At 71.8% G+C, this 15,057-nt stretch carries 17 protein-coding genes and 2 pseudogenes; 7 read left to right on the forward strand and 12 right to left on the reverse strand.

Features of this window, described 5'->3' with window-relative positions:
* Positions 1-357: 357 nt before the first annotated feature.
* The 4 genes and pseudogenes from glmM to RNC47_RS29455 form a co-directional block, all read right to left on the reverse strand.
* Positions 358-1,734, reverse strand: a complete 1,377-nt coding sequence (gene glmM / locus RNC47_RS29440) for a phosphoglucosamine mutase (RefSeq protein WP_311603065.1) — start codon at positions 1,732-1,734, stop codon at positions 358-360.
* 137 nt (positions 1,735-1,871) lie between these two features.
* Positions 1,872-2,384, reverse strand: coding sequence for a 30S ribosomal protein S9 (gene rpsI / locus RNC47_RS29445; protein ID WP_311603066.1), 513 nt, complete (start codon positions 2,382-2,384; stop codon positions 1,872-1,874).
* Positions 2,385-2,423: 39 nt separating this feature from the next.
* Complete coding sequence (gene rplM / locus RNC47_RS29450; RefSeq protein WP_132934725.1) at positions 2,424-2,867, reverse strand: 50S ribosomal protein L13; 444 nt, start codon at positions 2,865-2,867, stop codon at positions 2,424-2,426.
* 231 nt (positions 2,868-3,098) lie between these two features.
* Positions 3,099-4,752, reverse strand: a pseudogene (locus RNC47_RS29455) (ABC-F family ATP-binding cassette domain-containing protein).
* Positions 4,753-4,867: 115 nt separating this feature from the next.
* Here RNC47_RS29455 and RNC47_RS29460 point away from each other — a divergent pair.
* The gene (locus RNC47_RS29460) at positions 4,868-5,725 is read left to right on the forward strand and encodes a hypothetical protein (RefSeq protein WP_311603068.1); all 858 of its coding nucleotides are present in this window, start codon (positions 4,868-4,870) and stop codon (positions 5,723-5,725) included.
* 12 nt (positions 5,726-5,737) lie between these two features.
* On the opposite strand, the gene RNC47_RS29465 is transcribed toward RNC47_RS29460, so the two are convergent.
* Positions 5,738-6,481, reverse strand: coding sequence for an SDR family oxidoreductase (locus RNC47_RS29465; RefSeq protein WP_311603069.1), 744 nt, complete (start codon positions 6,479-6,481; stop codon positions 5,738-5,740).
* A 147-nt stretch (positions 6,482-6,628) separates the two neighbouring features.
* On the opposite strand from RNC47_RS29465, the gene RNC47_RS29470 reads away from it, so the two are divergent.
* On the forward strand, positions 6,629-7,576 hold the full coding sequence (locus tag RNC47_RS29470; protein ID WP_311603070.1) for an AraC family transcriptional regulator: 948 nt from the start codon (positions 6,629-6,631) through the stop codon (positions 7,574-7,576).
* On the opposite strand, the gene truA is transcribed toward RNC47_RS29470, so the two are convergent.
* Positions 7,554-8,396: a tRNA pseudouridine(38-40) synthase TruA gene (truA, locus tag RNC47_RS29475; protein ID WP_311603071.1), complete on the reverse strand. Its 843-nt coding sequence runs from the start codon at positions 8,394-8,396 to the stop codon at positions 7,554-7,556. The two genes, RNC47_RS29470 and truA, sit on opposite strands and share 23 nt — an antisense overlap.
* Before the next feature lie 92 nt (positions 8,397-8,488).
* Positions 8,489-9,070: a DUF7691 family protein gene (locus tag RNC47_RS29480; RefSeq protein ID WP_311603072.1), complete on the reverse strand. Its 582-nt coding sequence runs from the start codon at positions 9,068-9,070 to the stop codon at positions 8,489-8,491.
* A gap of 120 nt (positions 9,071-9,190) precedes the next feature.
* Here RNC47_RS29480 and RNC47_RS29485 point away from each other — a divergent pair, with 120 nt between their 5' ends.
* From RNC47_RS29485 to RNC47_RS29505, 5 genes and pseudogenes are all read left to right on the forward strand, one after another.
* On the forward strand, positions 9,191-9,421 hold the full coding sequence (locus RNC47_RS29485; RefSeq protein WP_311603073.1) for a hypothetical protein: 231 nt from the start codon (positions 9,191-9,193) through the stop codon (positions 9,419-9,421).
* Positions 9,418-10,278 carry a metal-dependent hydrolase gene (locus tag RNC47_RS29490; RefSeq protein ID WP_311603074.1) on the forward strand — a complete coding sequence of 287 codons (861 nt, stop codon included), beginning with the start codon at positions 9,418-9,420 and terminating at the stop codon, positions 10,276-10,278. Before RNC47_RS29485 ends, RNC47_RS29490 begins: the two co-directional genes overlap by 4 nt.
* Positions 10,279-10,536, forward strand: a pseudogene (locus RNC47_RS29495) (MmyB family transcriptional regulator); the annotation flags it as partial. It lies immediately after the preceding gene.
* Positions 10,537-10,567: 31 nt separating this feature from the next.
* The gene (locus tag RNC47_RS29500) at positions 10,568-11,065 is read left to right on the forward strand and encodes a DUF2975 domain-containing protein (protein WP_311603075.1); all 498 of its coding nucleotides are present in this window, start codon (positions 10,568-10,570) and stop codon (positions 11,063-11,065) included.
* Positions 11,065-11,292 carry a helix-turn-helix domain-containing protein gene (locus RNC47_RS29505; protein WP_311603076.1) on the forward strand — a complete coding sequence of 76 codons (228 nt, stop codon included), beginning with the start codon at positions 11,065-11,067 and terminating at the stop codon, positions 11,290-11,292. The genes RNC47_RS29500 and RNC47_RS29505 overlap by 1 nt, the downstream gene beginning before the upstream one ends.
* 2 nt (positions 11,293-11,294) lie before the next feature.
* Here RNC47_RS29505 and RNC47_RS29510 read toward each other — a convergent pair whose 3' ends face one another.
* The 5 genes from RNC47_RS29510 to RNC47_RS29530 form a co-directional block, all read right to left on the reverse strand.
* A complete protein-coding gene (locus tag RNC47_RS29510; RefSeq protein ID WP_311603077.1) occupies positions 11,295-12,002 on the reverse strand; it encodes a hypothetical protein in 708 nt (235 codons plus the stop codon).
* A 4-nt stretch (positions 12,003-12,006) separates the two neighbouring features.
* On the reverse strand, positions 12,007-12,342 hold the full coding sequence (locus tag RNC47_RS29515) for a hypothetical protein (RefSeq protein WP_311603078.1): 336 nt from the start codon (positions 12,340-12,342) through the stop codon (positions 12,007-12,009).
* A 17-nt stretch (positions 12,343-12,359) separates the two neighbouring features.
* Positions 12,360-13,775 carry a WXG100 family type VII secretion target gene (locus RNC47_RS29520; protein WP_311603079.1) on the reverse strand — a complete coding sequence of 472 codons (1,416 nt, stop codon included), beginning with the start codon at positions 13,773-13,775 and terminating at the stop codon, positions 12,360-12,362.
* A gap of 95 nt (positions 13,776-13,870) precedes the next feature.
* Complete coding sequence (locus RNC47_RS29525; RefSeq protein WP_311603080.1) at positions 13,871-14,149, reverse strand: DUF397 domain-containing protein; 279 nt, start codon at positions 14,147-14,149, stop codon at positions 13,871-13,873.
* Positions 14,127-14,966, reverse strand: coding sequence for a helix-turn-helix domain-containing protein (locus RNC47_RS29530; RefSeq protein ID WP_311603081.1), 840 nt, complete (start codon positions 14,964-14,966; stop codon positions 14,127-14,129). The genes RNC47_RS29525 and RNC47_RS29530 overlap by 23 nt, the downstream gene beginning before the upstream one ends.
* Positions 14,967-15,057: the final 91 nt, after the last annotated feature.

Raw genomic sequence — 15,057 nt, forward strand, 5'->3', positions numbered from 1 at the left:
CGCCCTTTCGCGCTCCGCGCGGGTAGGGGCGGCGGCGCGGGCTGCCGCCGGCGGCCTGGCCGCCGCCCGGGCGCACAGCCGCGCGAAGCGCGCCGTCGCGCCCGGCCCGGGCCGAGCGCAGCGGAAGCGTGGGGTAACGCCGTCCATCGTCCGGCCCGCCAGGGCCGCCGCGCGGCGGCCCGCCCGGGAGGGCGGCTTGCCACCCGCGGGCGGCCGCGTGGTGGGCTGGCGCCCGCCGGCGGCCCCCGCACGGCGACGCGGCGGGCTGGCGGGCGGAGTCCGCCAGGGAGGGGCCGCGCTCCGCGCGTCACCCGCCCGGAGGGCGGGTGGGTGGGCGCGGCCCTGGCCGGCCTGGCGTCAGCCCAGCGCTGACTTGACCGCGTCGGCGAGGCCCGCCGCGATGGTGCGGGCCTGGGCGGGGTCGGCGGCCTCGACCATGACGCGGACCAGCGGCTCGGTCCCGGAGGGACGCAGCAGGACGCGGCCCGTCGAGCCGAGCTGGCGCTCGGCCTCCGTCACCGCCTCGGCCAGCTCGCGCGACTCCCTCACCCGCGTCCGGTCCACGTCCGGCACGTTGATCAGGACCTGCGGCAGCCGTTCCATCACCGCGGCGAGCTCGGCCAGCGGCCGCCCCGTCGCGGCGACGCGCGCCGCGAGCAGCAGGCCGGTCAGCGTGCCGTCGCCCGTCGTCGCGTGGTCGGAGACGATCACGTGGCCCGACTGCTCGCCGCCGAGCGAGTAGCCGCCGCGCTTCATCTCCTCCAGCACATAGCGGTCGCCGACCGCCGTCTGCCGCAGTCGGAGGCCCTCCCGCTCCATGGCGAGCGTGAAGCCGAGGTTGGACATCACCGTGGCCACCACCGTGTCGCCGGTGAGCGTGCCGGCCTCCCGCATGGCCACGGCGAGGACGGCGAGGATCTGGTCGCCGTCCACCTCGCGGCCGGCCGCGTCGGCGGCCAGGCAGCGGTCGGCGTCGCCGTCCACCGCGATACCCAGGTCGGCGCCGTGCGTGAGCACGGCCTCCCGCAGCGCGGCCATGTGCGTGGAGCCGTAGCCGTCGTTGATGTTGAGGCCGTCCGGCTCGGCGCCGATCGTCACGATCTCCGCGCCGGCGCGCGCGAACGCCTCGGGCGCGACCCGCGAGGCCGCGCCGTGCGCCGCGTCGATGACGACCTTGAGGCCGGTCAGCTTGTTGGGCAGCACGCCCACCAGGTGCGAGACGTACGCGTCGAAGCCCTCGTCGTAGTCGGTGACCCGGCCGACGCCGGCGCCGATCGGCCGCGCCCACGGCTCGCCGCGCGCGTGGTCGTGGTAGGCGGCCTCGATGCGGTCCTCGAGCTCGTCGGCCAGCTTGTGCCCGCCGGCCGCGAAGAACTTGATGCCGTTGTCCGGCATCGGGTTGTGGCTGGCCGACAGCATGACGCCGAAGTCGGCGTCGAGCGAGCCGGTGAGGTACGCCACGGCCGGGGTCGGCAGCACGCCCACCCGGATCACGTCCACCCCCGCGCTGGCCAGGCCGGCGACGACCGCGGCCTCCAGGAACTCGCCGGAGGCCCGCGGGTCGCGGCCCACCACCGCCGTCGGCCGCCCGGCCCCGGCGCCCTCCGTGGCGCTGACGCTCCTCGCGCGCGCGAGGACGGTCGCCGCCGCGACCGACAGGCCGAGTGCCATCTCGGCCGTCAGATCGGCGTTGGCGACGCCCCGCACCCCGTCCGTTCCGAAGAGTCGTCCCACGGTTGTTCCTCCGAGATGTTCACACAAGCCCGTTCACAAGCCCGTTAACCCTATAAAAGGAACGCCCCGGTGGCACGGACGTGCCACCGGGGCGCCGGGAAAAGCCGGGCAAACCCGCCAAACAGCCGGATCGGCGATCAGCGCTTGCTGTACTGGGTTCCCTTGCGGGCCTTCTTCAGACCGGCCTTCTTCCGCTCCACCGCGCGGGCGTCACGGGTCAGGAAGCCGGCCTTCTTCAGCGGGCCGCGGTTGTTGTCGACGTCCGCCTCGTTGAGCGCGCGGGCCACGCCGAGCCGCAGCGCGCCGGCCTGGCCGGAGATGCCGCCGCCGGAGATGCGGGCCACGACGTCGTACCGCTCGTCGAGCTCGAGGATCTTGAACGGCTCGTTGACGGACTGCTGGTGCACCTTGTTGGGGAAGTAGTTCTCCAGGGTGCGCCCGTTGATCTTCCACTTGCCGCTGCCGGGGATGATCCGGACGCGGGCGATCGCGTTCTTCCGGCGCCCGGTGCCGGCACCCGGCAGCGGGTCGCCGAAGCGGGCCGAGACGGTCTCGCCGTCAGCGGCGAACTGCTCGGGCGCGCTCTCGGTCGTGTACTCCTCGACCTCGGGAACCTCGGCGTCAAGGGTCTCAGGGGTGGGCTCGGCCACGATTCTCCTCAGATATCTCTCGTCTTAGGGGTGGCCGGACTACTGCGCGACCTGGGTGATCTCGAACGGCACCGGCTGCTGGGCACTGTGCGGGTGCTCCGGGCCGGCGTACACCTTGAGCTTGGAGAACATCTGACGGCCCAGGGTGTTCTTGGGCAGCATGCCCTTGACGGCCTTCTCGACGGCCTTCTCCGGGTTCTTCTCCAGGAGCTCGCCATAGCGGACGGACCGCAGACCGCCGGGGTATCCGGAGTGCCGGTAGGCCAGCTTCTGGGTCCGCTTGTTGCCGGACAGGTGCACCTTGTCGGCGTTGACGATGATGACGAAGTCACCGGTGTCAACGTGCGGCGCGTACACCGGCTTGTGCTTGCCCCGCAGAAGGGTGGCGGCCTGGGAGGCCAGGCGGCCGAGCACGACATCGGTCGCGTCGATGACGTGCCACTGACGCTGGACGTCGCCGGGCTTGGGGCTGAACGTACGCACGGGTCGTAGCCTTCGCTTCTTCGTGAATGATTCCTGACAAGGCCACCCGACGATCACAACAGAGAAGGCCGACACCTCGGTGACGCAAACCGGGTGCTGGCCGCTGGCAACCATCCTGGTGGACCGGCGCAGGCCCCTCACGTGAGATCGAGCAAGCCATACGCATAAGTTTCAACTCGGCAGACTACCGTCCGTGCCACGGACGGGTCAAAACGGCCCCCCTCCCGCCCCTCAGCCCCGGTCCCGCACGACCCGCCGCTCGTCCCACACCGGCTCGGCCGTCTCCCGCACCACGCCGTCCTCGCCGAACACCAGGAAGCGGTCGAAGGAGCGCGCGAACCACCGGTCGTGCGTCACCGCCAGCACCGTGCCCTCGAACGCCTCGAGCCCCTCCTGGAGCGCCTCCGCGCTCTCCAGGTCCAGGTTGTCCGTCGGCTCGTCGAGCAGCAGCGCCGTCACGCCGGTCAGCTCCAGCAGCAGGATCTGGAACCGCGCCTGCTGCCCGCCGGACAGCCGGTCGAACGGCTGCTCCGCCTGCCGGTCCAGCTCGTACCTGCGCAGCGCCGAGGTGGCGGCGCCGCGGTCCCTGGCGTGCTCGGTCCACAGGATGTCCAGCAGGGTCCGGCCGAGCAGCTCGGGGTGCGCGTGGGTCTGCGCGAAGTGCCCCGGCACGACGCGCGCGCCCAGCTTCCACGTGCCCGTGTGCGCCACGTCCTCGCCGGCGAGCAGCCGCAGGAAGTGCGACTTGCCCGAGCCGTTGGAGCCCAGCACGGCGACCCTCCCCCAGCCCTGGCGGGCTGGGAGGTGCCCCCATGCCGTAGAACACCTCCAGGTCGAACGGGCGCATCAGGCCGGTCAGCCCGAGCCCCTCGCAGGTCACGGCCCGCAGCCCGGTGCGGCCGCCGCGCAGCCGCATCCTGATGTCCTGCCGGCGCGGTGGGCGCTGCGGCGGCCCGGCCTCCTCGAACTTCCGCAGCCTGGTCTGCGCCGCCTTGTAGCGGGAGGCCATCTCGTCGCTGCGCGCCGCGTACTGCCGCAGGTCGGCCACCAGGCGCTTCAGCTGGGCCCGCTTCTCCTCCCAGCGCCGCAGCAGCTCCTCGAACCGCTCGAACCGCTTCTCCCGCGCCTCGTGGTACGTCCCGAAGCCGCCGCCGTGCGTCCAGACGTCCGAGCCGGCCGGCCCCGGCTCCACGCTGACGATCTTGCGCGCGGCGCGGGCCAGCAGCTCGCGGTCGTGCGAGACGAACAGCACGGTCTTCCGGGTCTCGCGCAGCCGGTCCTCCAGCCAGCGCTTGCCCGGCACGTCCAGGTAGTTGTCGGGCTCGTCGAGCAGCAGCACCTCGTCGCCGCCGCGCAGCAACGCCTCCAGCACGAGCCGCTTCTGCTCGCCCCCGGAGAGCGTGCGCACCAGCCGCCACTGCGCCTTCTCGTACGGCGTCCCGAGCGCGGCCGTCGTGCACATGTCCCAGACGGTCTCGGCCTCGTAGCCGCGGGCCTCGGCCCAGTCGGCGAGCGCCTGCGCGTACGCCAGCTGCGCGGCCTCGTCGTCCCGCTCCATCACCGCCAGCTCCGCCGCGTCCACGGCGGCCGCGGCCCGCCGGATCCCGGGCTGCGCCACCGACACCAGCAGGTCACGCACGGTCCGCTCGTCCCGCACGGACCCGACGAACTGCGGCATCACGCCGAGCCCACCGCTGACCGCGACGCTGCCGCCCACCGGCCGCAGCTCGCCGGCGACCAGCCGCAACAGCGTGGACTTCCCGGCCCCGTTGGCCCCGACCAGCGCGACGGCCTCCCCCTCCCCGACCCGGAAGGACACGTCGTCGAGCAGCACCCTCCCGTCCGGCAGCCGGTACTCCAGGTGCGCGACCTCCACATGTCCCATGCCGGCCAGTCTGCCGCCCACCGCTCCCAGGCCCCACCGGTTTTCCCCTCGGCCGCCGCTCTCCGTGGGCCCGCGGGCTGACCGAGCCGCGGGGTCCCCCTCTACACTTCCGCCCATGAGTTACGGGCAGGGGGGACCCCAGTGGGTTCCCGGGGGTTCGAACACGCCGGACTGGAACAGGCTCGCGGCCGACGCCGAGCAGAAGCGGGCCCGCAAGCGCTGGTGGGTCATCATCGGCAGCGCGCTCGCCGCCGCGGCCGTCGGCACGGTGGTCGCGCTCGCCATCGTCAACCAGGGGGGTGACGGCGGCGACACCGCGACCGAGGACCCGGGTTCCGGCGAGTTGCCCGCCGAGCCGTCGGACGGTCCGAGCGACGACCGCACGTTCGAGGAGACGACCCTGCCCCCGCTCCCCCAGCCCCGGGAGTTCATCTCCGACGCCGACAAGGACATCGCGCCGTTCGAGCAGGACTCGTTCTTCGGCGGCGCCATGGAGATAGAGGGCCGGCCCTACGCGCTGGCCGCCTCCGACGCGACCGAGGGCTGTGCCGGCGCCGTCTCCGACGACCTCGCCACCGCGCTCACCGACAACGGCTGCGCCACCCTGCTGCGCGCCACCTACACGGCGGAGGGCGTGGCGGTCACCGTGGGCGTCGCCCAGTTCCCCACCGAGGAGGACGCGATCGCGGCCCGGGAGGCCGCGGCCGGCAACCTGCAGCCGCTGACCGGCGGCGACGCCCCGTCGTTCTGCCAGCGCGGCGGCTGCCGCACCACGACCAACCAGGTCGGCCGCTACACCTACTTCACCATCGCCGGCAACAGCGACGGCTCCCCCGACAGCGGCGAGGGCACCCCCGCCCAGCAGGCCGCGCGGGACGGCAACGACCACGCCTTCGCCCGCATCATCCAGCGCGGCGAGGCCCAGGCGTCCGCGTCCGCCGCGGCCATCGTCGAGGAGCGCAACAACCGCTGACCGCCGGGGCCGTCACGCGGCGGACGCCGGCTCCAGCGTGAAGGGGCGGGGGTCGCCGGCGAGCGATGCCTTCGCGGCGGCGCCGTAGCGGTCGGCGAGGATCTCGATCTTCCCGGCCTCGACCCCGTCGAGGGCGGTGCGGACGATGTCGACGGGGTCGTTCAGCATGCCGTCCGGGAGCGCACCGCCCCCCAGTGCCTCGGTCGCGTACTCCTTCATGGTCCGGGTGGCCGTCGGCCCGAACACCAGGCCGGTGACGAGGGTGCCCTGGGCGGCGAGTTCGAGCCGGACGCCGTTGGTGAGGCTCCACTGCGCGGACTTGGCGACGGCGTACGCGTTGTTGCCGACGAGGCTCTGGAAGGACAGGACCGACAGGACGTTGAGGATGGCGCCGCCGCCGTTCCCGGCGAGGACGGGGGCGAAGGCCCGGATCACGGCGAGGGTCCCGTAGACGTGGGTGTCGAGGGTCAGTCTGATCGTGTCGAGGTCTCCGTCGACGAGGTTCACGCCCGACGAGATCCCGGCGTTGTTGACCAGCAGGTCGACGTCGCCGGCGGCGGCCGCGGCCGCCGCGACGGACGCCGGGTCGGTGACGTCGAGCGCCAGCACCTCGGCGCCGGGAACGTCGACGAGCTCCGGACGCCGGGCGGTGGCGTACACCTTCGCGGCGCCCCGGCGCAGCAGCTGCTCGGCGAAGTGGCGGCCGAGGTCGCGGCCGGCTCCGGTGACGAGGGCGGTGGCTCCGTGCAGTCGCATGTCTCTCGCCTCTCCTTGAGGATCCTCCCGGTCCACCCGGGCATGAAGAACCTACAGAGGGTCAGATGCGCCAGTCGATGCTCTCCTGACTCAGATCCTTGTCCGTCTGCCTCAGCGGGTGGCGCGCCGCACCGCTACGATCGCCGCATGGATCCACTGACCGACGTGCTCTCGGTCTCCGGCGTCCGAGGCACCCTCGGCACCCGGATCGAAGCGGGCGGACGCTGGGCGATGACCCTGGACGACCGTCCCGGCGCGGCGCTGCACGCCATCACCTCGGGCAGCGCGTGGCTCACCGTCGCGGGCCGTGAGCCACGGGAGTTGGCCACGGGTGACGTCGTCCTGCTGTCGGCCGGGACGCGGCACAGCCTGGGCGACGCCCCCGGGACGGAGGCGGAGGCGTGCGACGGGGTGGCGGCGCCCGAACGCGCGACCGACGAGGTGGTCAGGCTCGGCTCGCCGCCCGTGCGCACGCGGATGGTCACCATGCACTACGACTGCGATCCCGCGGTGCGCACCCGGCTGCTCGGCACGCTTCCCGACCTCGTGCACGTCAGTGCCGACACGGGGGCGACCTGCTTCGACGACGCCGTGCGCATGCTCGGCCGCGAACTGGCCGAGCCGGGGATCGCGACGACGGCCGTGCTCAACAGCCTCGTCGACATCATGCTGATCCAGTTGCTCCGTGCCTGGCTGGCCACCCGGCCGGCCGAGCAGCGCGGGACCTGGCTCGGCATGCTCGGCGATCCGATCGTCCGCCGGGCGCTCGAGCTCATCCACGGGGACCCCGCACGGCCCTGGACGACGGCGACGCTGGCGGCCGCGATCGCGGCCTCACGCGCGACGCTCGCGCGGCGTTTCCCGGCGGCCATCGGGCAGAGCCCGGCCGCGTACCTGACGCAGTGGCGGATGGACCTGGCAGCCGTCCGGCTCCGCGACACGGACGACTCCGTCGAGGAGATCGCGGCCGCCGTGGGGTACGGCTCGGTTCCCGCCTTCAGCCGCGCCTTCACTCGCGCCCGTGGCCGGGCGCCGGGCCGCTACCGCGTCCACGCCCGCGCGGGCGCCCGGGTCACCCCCCGGCGAGGGTCCTGACGTTGCGCGCCTCCCGGTTCCTGGCGGCCAGTTGGTCGTCCGGCGGGTAGGCGACCCGCTCCAACGTCAGGCCGTGCGGCCGCACCACGTGCACCGCCGAGTCGCGGACCCGCCCGGCGAGCACCTTGCCCGGCCAGTCGGGCGGGCGGTGGCCGTCGCCGACGAAGAGCAGCGCGCCGACGAGCGAGCGGACCATGTTGTGGCAGAACGCGTCCGCCTCCACGGTGCCCTCGACGACCCCGTCGGGCCGCCGTTCCCAGCGCAGCGCGCGCAGCGTCCTGATGGTCGTCGCGCCCTCGCGCTTCTTGCAGTACGCGGCGAAGTCGTGCTCGCCGAGCAGGCGTGACGACGCCTCGTTCATCGCGGCCACGTCCAGCGGCCAGTTGTGCCACAGCACGGACGCGTACTGGAGCGGGTCGACGCCGCCCGGGTGGTCGCTGACCCGGTACGCGTAGCGCCGCCAGATCGCCGAGAACCGCGCGTTGAAGTGCGGGGGCGCCGCCTCGGCCCGCCACACCCGCACGTCGCTCGGGAGCCGCCCGGCCAGCCGCCGCACCAGCCGGTCCCGCTGTTCGAGCCAGACCGCCTCCGGCAGGTCGACGTGCGCCACCTGGCCGCGCGCGTGCACGCCGGCGTCCGTCCGCCCGGCCACGGTCAGCTCGAACCGGCGCGGCGAACGCGTCACGACCCGCAGCGCCTCCTCGAGCTCGCCCTGCACGGTCCGCAGCCCCTCCTGCCGGGCCCAGCCGGAGAAGTCGTGCCCGTTGTACGAAAGATCGAGCCGCACGCGGACGTGCCCGGCCTGTACCTCGTCACTCACGCCCCGATCCTCTCAGAACGACATCCCGCGAGATCCGCCACTCGACAGCACCCCTCACCGAGCCCTCGACCGTAACGGACGCGGCAGCGAGGTCAGTGGTAGAAGCAGATCAGGGACCGACCGCCCTCCTCGCACGCCCACAGCCAGTCCCGCATCTGCCGGATCGCCTCCAACGCGTCCGGGTCGGCGACGGCGTCGGGGTTCAGGCCGTCGAGCTCCCGCCTCAGCGCGGGGACCCGCTCGCGGGGGACGTGTCCGATGCGCGGGAAGTCCGCGATGCGCGGCAGCGGGACGCCCGGTCCGTTGCGGATCAGGCTCGCGGGATCGAAGTCGGGCACCCCGCCCTCCCGCAGGGCGTCGCGCACCGCGCCGAACCAACGGCTGTCCATGCCCGACCAGTGGTCGTTCGGCAGGTACGTCGCGAGTCGCATGCAGAAGAGCTCGAAGCAGTAGCCGTAGGTGGCCGGGTGGCCGACCTGCTCTCCGCCCATGATCATGCGCTCGTACGCGAGCCTGCACCCTGCCTCGGGCGTGAGGCCGAGGGAGCGGTCGATCTCGTCGAGCTGGTCCGCCCAGGAGGCAAGGTCGCTGTCGACGATCGCTCGATCTCCGCAGCCCAGGATCCCGCGGAACCACTCCAGGTCGGCGGCGAACGCCATAACGCCGTAACTCATGACCGCCCCCTTTGACGCATGGGCCCACCGAACCCCACGCCGGACCACCCAGGCAACATACTCGGTATATATCGAGTATGCTTCCGCCTCGTCGCACTGCGAGGAACGGGGAGGCGCGTCATGACCGCGACGGAGATCAGGCCGGAGCAGAGGGGTGCCGCCGAGCAGCCACACACCACGGGTCCTGCCGAGGTGGTCGGCTACGGTCTCGCGGGGCTCGTGCTCGTCGGCGGCGGGGCGCTGTGGACCACGCCGGTGCTCAACTGGCTGGTGGGGCCCGCGATCTGCGTGCTGTGCGTCGCGGCGGCCGGCTTCGTCGGCGACCGCGTCCGCGGGGGGAGCGACGCGTGAGCTGGGCCGCGCACGAGCTGGAGAGCTACCTGCTGCACCGGCACGTGAAGACCAAGGCGTCCTTCCTGGCGATCCTCACCGGCTGCCTGGCCCCCGACATGCTGACCAAGCTGCCGGTCTACGGCATCGAGTTGGGCAACCTGGTCATCAGGCCCGACGACCCGTGGGAGTACCACCGCGGCTGGCCGGGCGCCGGGTTCACGCACTCGCTGATGTTCGCCGTCGTCCTCGGCCTGCTGACGCTGTGGGTCTTCAGGAGCCGCGAGTGGGCGCTCGGCCTCTTCGTCGGCACGTCGGCGCACGTCCTCACCGACGTCTTCGACAGCGTCGGCACGATGCTGTTCTTCCCCTTCACCACCCAGCAGTACAGCACCGGCATGTGGGCCTACGCCGCCCAGGCCGGCCGCTACGGCGACGCCGCCGCGTACTACGGCAGCCTCGGCCTGGTCTGGGACCTCTTCTGGCTCACCCTCGCCCTGCTCGGCTTCAAGGCCCTGCGCGCCCGGTACTTCTTCGACGAGGTCGTCACCTCCGATCCCGCCTGGGGCTGGCTCCGCCGCCGGCTCCACCTGTCCGACCGGGTCCTGCTGGCCCTGTACCGGGCCTACTTCGTCTACGGCGCCTGCCGGATCTTCGGCTGGTCGATCTGGGTCCACCTGGTCGAGGGCGCCCCGATGGACTGGACGTGGGGCGGCCCCTACTGGGTCGACAAGGTCACCCTGGCGCCGACGCCGCTGCCGGAGCTGGCCGCCAACACGGCCGTCGGCATGGCCGGGTTCGTCGCCGCCGGCTGGCTGCTGTGGCTGCTGGTCGGCCGCCGCCTGTGGGAGGCCGCCGACCCGGAGCACCGGCGGTGACGGGCCGGCGACCCCACGGTCACCGAACTGGTCGACCGGCTGCGGGCCGCGAGCGCCGACTTCCGCCGCCGCTGGGCGGACGACGAGGTGGCGGTCAGGCGGGCCGACCGGAAGACCGTGCCGCACCCGCGGGTGGGCCGGCTGCTCCTGGACTGCGAGACGCTGGTGGTGCTCACCCCGGCGGACGCCGGGGCCCGCGAGCGGCTCGACCTGCTGCGGGTGCTGGGCGTCGAGGAGTTCACCACGGCCGTCGATTGACTTTCGATCGAAATCTATCGATGATCGACAGGTGCATCGCTTCTTCATCGCCGCGCTGCGGGTCGGCATCGCCTTCGCGATCCTGGCCGGCCTCTTCGGACAGCTCGTGGTCATACCGACGACGGCGGCCGACGAGGTCGACCGCTTCCCGCCCTACGAGCCCTTCGCCGTCCCCTACGTGACGGTCGCGATCCTCGGCGTCGCCTGCGTCCAGGTCGCGCTCGGCGCCGTGTGGATGCTGCTCTCCATGGTCGAACGCGAGGCGATCTTCACGCCCCGCGCCTTCCGCTGGGTCGACGTCGTCATCGGCGCCTCGGCCGTCGCGACGCTGCTCGCGCTCGGCGTCACCGGACACCTCTTCCTAGCCGAGATCCCCGAACCGGACGACGGCATGAACGCGATCAGCGCGCTCCTTGGCGCGACGGCGTGCGTCGGCGTGGGGGCGGCGTTCGTCATGCTGGTCGTCGTCATGCGGGGCCTGCTGCGCAAGGCGACGGACCTGCAGACCGAGATGGCCGAGGTCGTCTGATGGCGATCGTCGTCGACCTCGGCCTGCTGCTCGCCCGACGCGGCATGTCCGTCGGCGAGTTCGCCGAGGCCGTCGGCATCACGCCGGCCAACGTGGCGGTGCTGAAGAACGGCCGCGCCAAGGCGGTCAGGTTCACGACGCTCGACGCGATCTGCCGCACGCTCGACTGCCAACCGGGCGACGTGCTCCGCTGGGTCCCCGACGAGGAGGCGGACCTACCGCCGTAACGCTACCCGGGCTCGTCGAAACGGATCGGCTCGTACTCGCGCGCGTAGCCGGCCAGGAATTCAGCCGCCGAGCGGGGAAGCGGAAGATCGACCGCGACCGAGTATGCGAGCCCTCGCTTCTTCGGGAAATACCCCCAGACCTGGTAATCCGGCGAGCCGTGCTCCAGGAGGCCGGGATAGCGATCACGAATCGCCAGCGCGTCGAGCAGTCCCGCGAGGGACGCCGAATCGATTTCCAGTTCCAGCCCCTCCGGCAGCCTCACCCGCTCCCCACCCTCGTCGGCCCGCGCCGGCAGCCCTTGCGCGAGCGCGTCCAACTGCCGGGCGTCGAGGAAGAACCACGGCCCTCGACGACTCAGGATGAGCCAACGGTCAGTGGATGTGTTGCGGTGGATCGACCATTCCCCGTCCTGGTGGACCAGCTCGCTGTAGTAGAGGCCGGGCTGCTCCAGCACGTGCGCACCGTCCTCGGCCTCGACGGTGATCGGGCGGCCGCGCCCGGTGAGGATCTCCACGAGCTCCCGCCGAAAGGCCTCCTCGTGTTCCCAACCCGACAGGCACGAGAAATGCAGGGCACCGTGAAAGAAACCCGGTTCCGCTCGCCAGTCGGCCCGCAGCAACCAGTAGCTCTGGACGAACGTGGTCCACCCGGGAATCTGCAGCACAAATCGCTCGCAGGCCCGGCACGACGCCACGTCACGGTCCTTCATGCCGTCAGCCGTACGTCCTGACCACCGCGGCCGGCGGCTCCCCCCTCTTCATCCACTCCCTGCGGATGTTCAGGGCCACCCTGGAGAACTCCTCCCGACTGAGCCCCGCATCGCCCCGCTCGAAGTCCGTCTCCCCCTCGAAGGTGGGCGGCGCCAACTCCCCACTGTCCAGGAACAGCTTCCTGTGTCCGTCCGCCTCGCCTGATTCGGTGGCAGAGACGATGACGCCCGCCTTGGGGGCGAACAGCAGATGGCTGATCCGTTCGCCGCCGTCCAGATGGACACGGTAGAGATAGGGCTCGTCCGCACCATTGAGGAGCTTCGCGAGAAACGACATCATGACGGTGGTTCTCCAGGTCAGCGACGGAAACCGCGTCCGTCTCGGGCGGCAGCTTCCTCGTCCCACGTGAAGCCCGCGTCGTTGGTCGCGCGGTGCGCCTCACTGTAACTCGGGTTGCCGGTGTCCCTCATGTAGTTGGATTCGTAGAGCTCATGCCGGAGAAGGTCGATATCCGCCGGATGCGGATCTCCGTTCCTGAGACGGTCCCATGCCTCGGCCATCCGTGGGTTGGAGTCGAACCTCCCCATCTCCGCCGGGTAGCCCATGCCGACGTGGGCATCGAGCAGGTGTTCCTCCTCGAACACATGCGACTTGATCTGCGCGATCTGGTCCCGCGTGAACCCGTACTCGGCGGCCGTGCTCGCCACGGCGTCGACATCGTCAGATCGACGAATGGCATCGTACGCGTCGTCGGCCCACTCGTACTCGAAGTCAGCGCTACCCCGGACCCGGCGGAGCGAGCCACCTGTCTGGCGAACTGTCTGGGCCATGCCCCGCAGACCACCGCTAGCGAGGCGGCGGAAGCCTGCGGCCAGGCCGCCGAGGGTGGTGAGACCCTTCATGCCCGGGATGCAGTCGAGGGCGGCGAAGGCGACGTCGAGGAGGGTGGCTCGGCCCCGTGCGAAGTCGTAGAGCGTGTCGGCGAGGACGACGAGCGCCGCGGCGAGGACGACCCAGGCCAACGGCCCGCCGATGATCATCACCACGATGCCGAGGACGGCGACGACGACCTTGCAGATCTCCACGATGGTGTCCCAGTTCTCCGACACCCAGTGGATCGCGTCCTCCCACCACCGCCGGTTCTGGATACCGGCGTCCGACGCCTCGTCGATCTCGGACGCACAGGCCCGCGCCGCTTCCTCGCGCATCTCCTTGGCCTGTTGGGCGAGTTCGCGGGCGGCGGACAGCGCCTCCTCGGCGTCCTCGACGCGCGAGCGCGCGGAGGAGGCCGCCTCGTTCGCGGCGGTACGGTCGCGGGTGGCCGCGCGGACCTCCGCCTCCGAGGGAGGCTCCACGTTTCGGCGCTCGCTTTGTTCTTCCAAGCGTTCCGCTTCGGCACCTGCCCGGGAGACCCAGTCCTGCGCGTCGGATAACGCCGCCCGGGCAGCGGACAAGTCGGCCTGCGCGGCGATCGCCCGGTCCAGCGCCCGGTCCGCCATGCCCTGCGCCGTCTCCAACTTCGGCCAGTACGACTGCAATGCCTGCGCCGCCATGTCGTACGACGTCTGGAGCTTCTCCAAGTTGCCCGGCACGCCGTCGAACTCGGACCGGAACGCCTCGGCCGACCGCCCCGCCCACGCCAGGACCGCCCGCTCCTCTGCCATGCCGCGGATCCGCCCCAGCGCCACGCCGACCTCGTCGGCGAAGTACTGGAGTTGGTCCGCAAGTTCGCGCACCTCGTCCGGATACCCCGGCGTCGGGTCCCGGTCCATGTCGACCGGACTCCAGTCAGACGCCCGCGCCACTGCTACTCGATCCCCCGTTGTGTACCCGGGACCGCGGCGTCACCGCCGCGGACCGTGCTCGCTCAGAACGAACCGGCGCGCACCGCCGCCACGAACCCGGCCCAACTCCCCGAGGGCACGAGGAGCGCGGGCCCGGTCGGATTCTTGCTGTCCCGGACGGGGACAGCGCCGGGGAAGCCGTCGACGACCTCCAGGCAGTTGCCGTTGTCGCCGAGGCTGTAACTCGACCGGCGCCACGCGGACTCGGCCACCTCAACGCAGTCGCCGCCGTCCCCACCGCTGTAGCTGGACTTGCGCCACGCCGGGATCGCGGACGCGTCAGGGATGCTCCTGCATCGCATTCTCGTATTCCTCCGCCACCGACTCGATCAGCTCCAGGGACGCCGTCAGCGGGAGCGCGGCGGCCCTGGCCAGATCATAGGCGTCCTGGTATCGCTTCACGATGGTCGGTTCATCGGTCAGCGCACCGCTGTAGAGAACCTCGAAGTAGGCCTCGTCGGGGCTGTCCGCGAAACGCATGAGCTTCAACTTGCTGTTCATGAACGGATGCGCACCCGAGGAGAACGGCAACACCTGCACCTGGACACGGCCGGCGTGCACCAGCTTGGCGATATGACGAAGCTGCCGGGCCATCACCTCCGGGCCGCCCACGACGGTACGCAGCACGGCCTCGTTCAGGATGGCCCACATCCGTGGTTTCGTCGGGTTGTCGAGAATCCGCGCCCGGCCGGTCCTGTTGACGACGCGCTGGTCAAGTTCCTTGGCCGCGATGTTGGGCTCGTATCCCAGGGTGATGGCCCGGGCGTAGTCCGCCGTCTGCAACAGTCCGGGTACCGCCCCGATCGCGTACTCCTCGATCACCTCCGCCAGCTTCTCCGACTCCGCCGCCTCCGCGAAGTGCGGGGCGAACTGGGCCTCGTCCAGCGTCGGGAGCCACCGCTCGAAGAAGCCGTTCGCGTTCAGCTCCTTGTCCAGCCGTTTGGCGTCCTCCAGGCGCGGGCGCCTTCGGCCCGCCTCGATGTGGGCGATCATCGAGGGCGAGACGATCACCGCCTCGCCGAGGGAGAGTTGGGTGTGGCCGGCGGCCTCCCTCCGCAGTCGCAGTTCCTCGCCGTACTTGCGGCGCGTCATCATCGGCTCGGTCGCATCGTTGGCCATGGTCCGGAACTCCCGTCTTGACAGCGCCCGTGGAAGGTCCCCACGGCTTCCACCCGCGGCGCGATGACGGCAGTCTGTGAGCGTGGGGCCA

Origin of the sequence: Streptomyces millisiae (genome assembly GCF_031845425.1) — a bacterium.
Classification (GTDB): Bacteria; Actinomycetota; Actinomycetes; order Streptomycetales; family Streptomycetaceae; genus Streptomyces; species Streptomyces millisiae.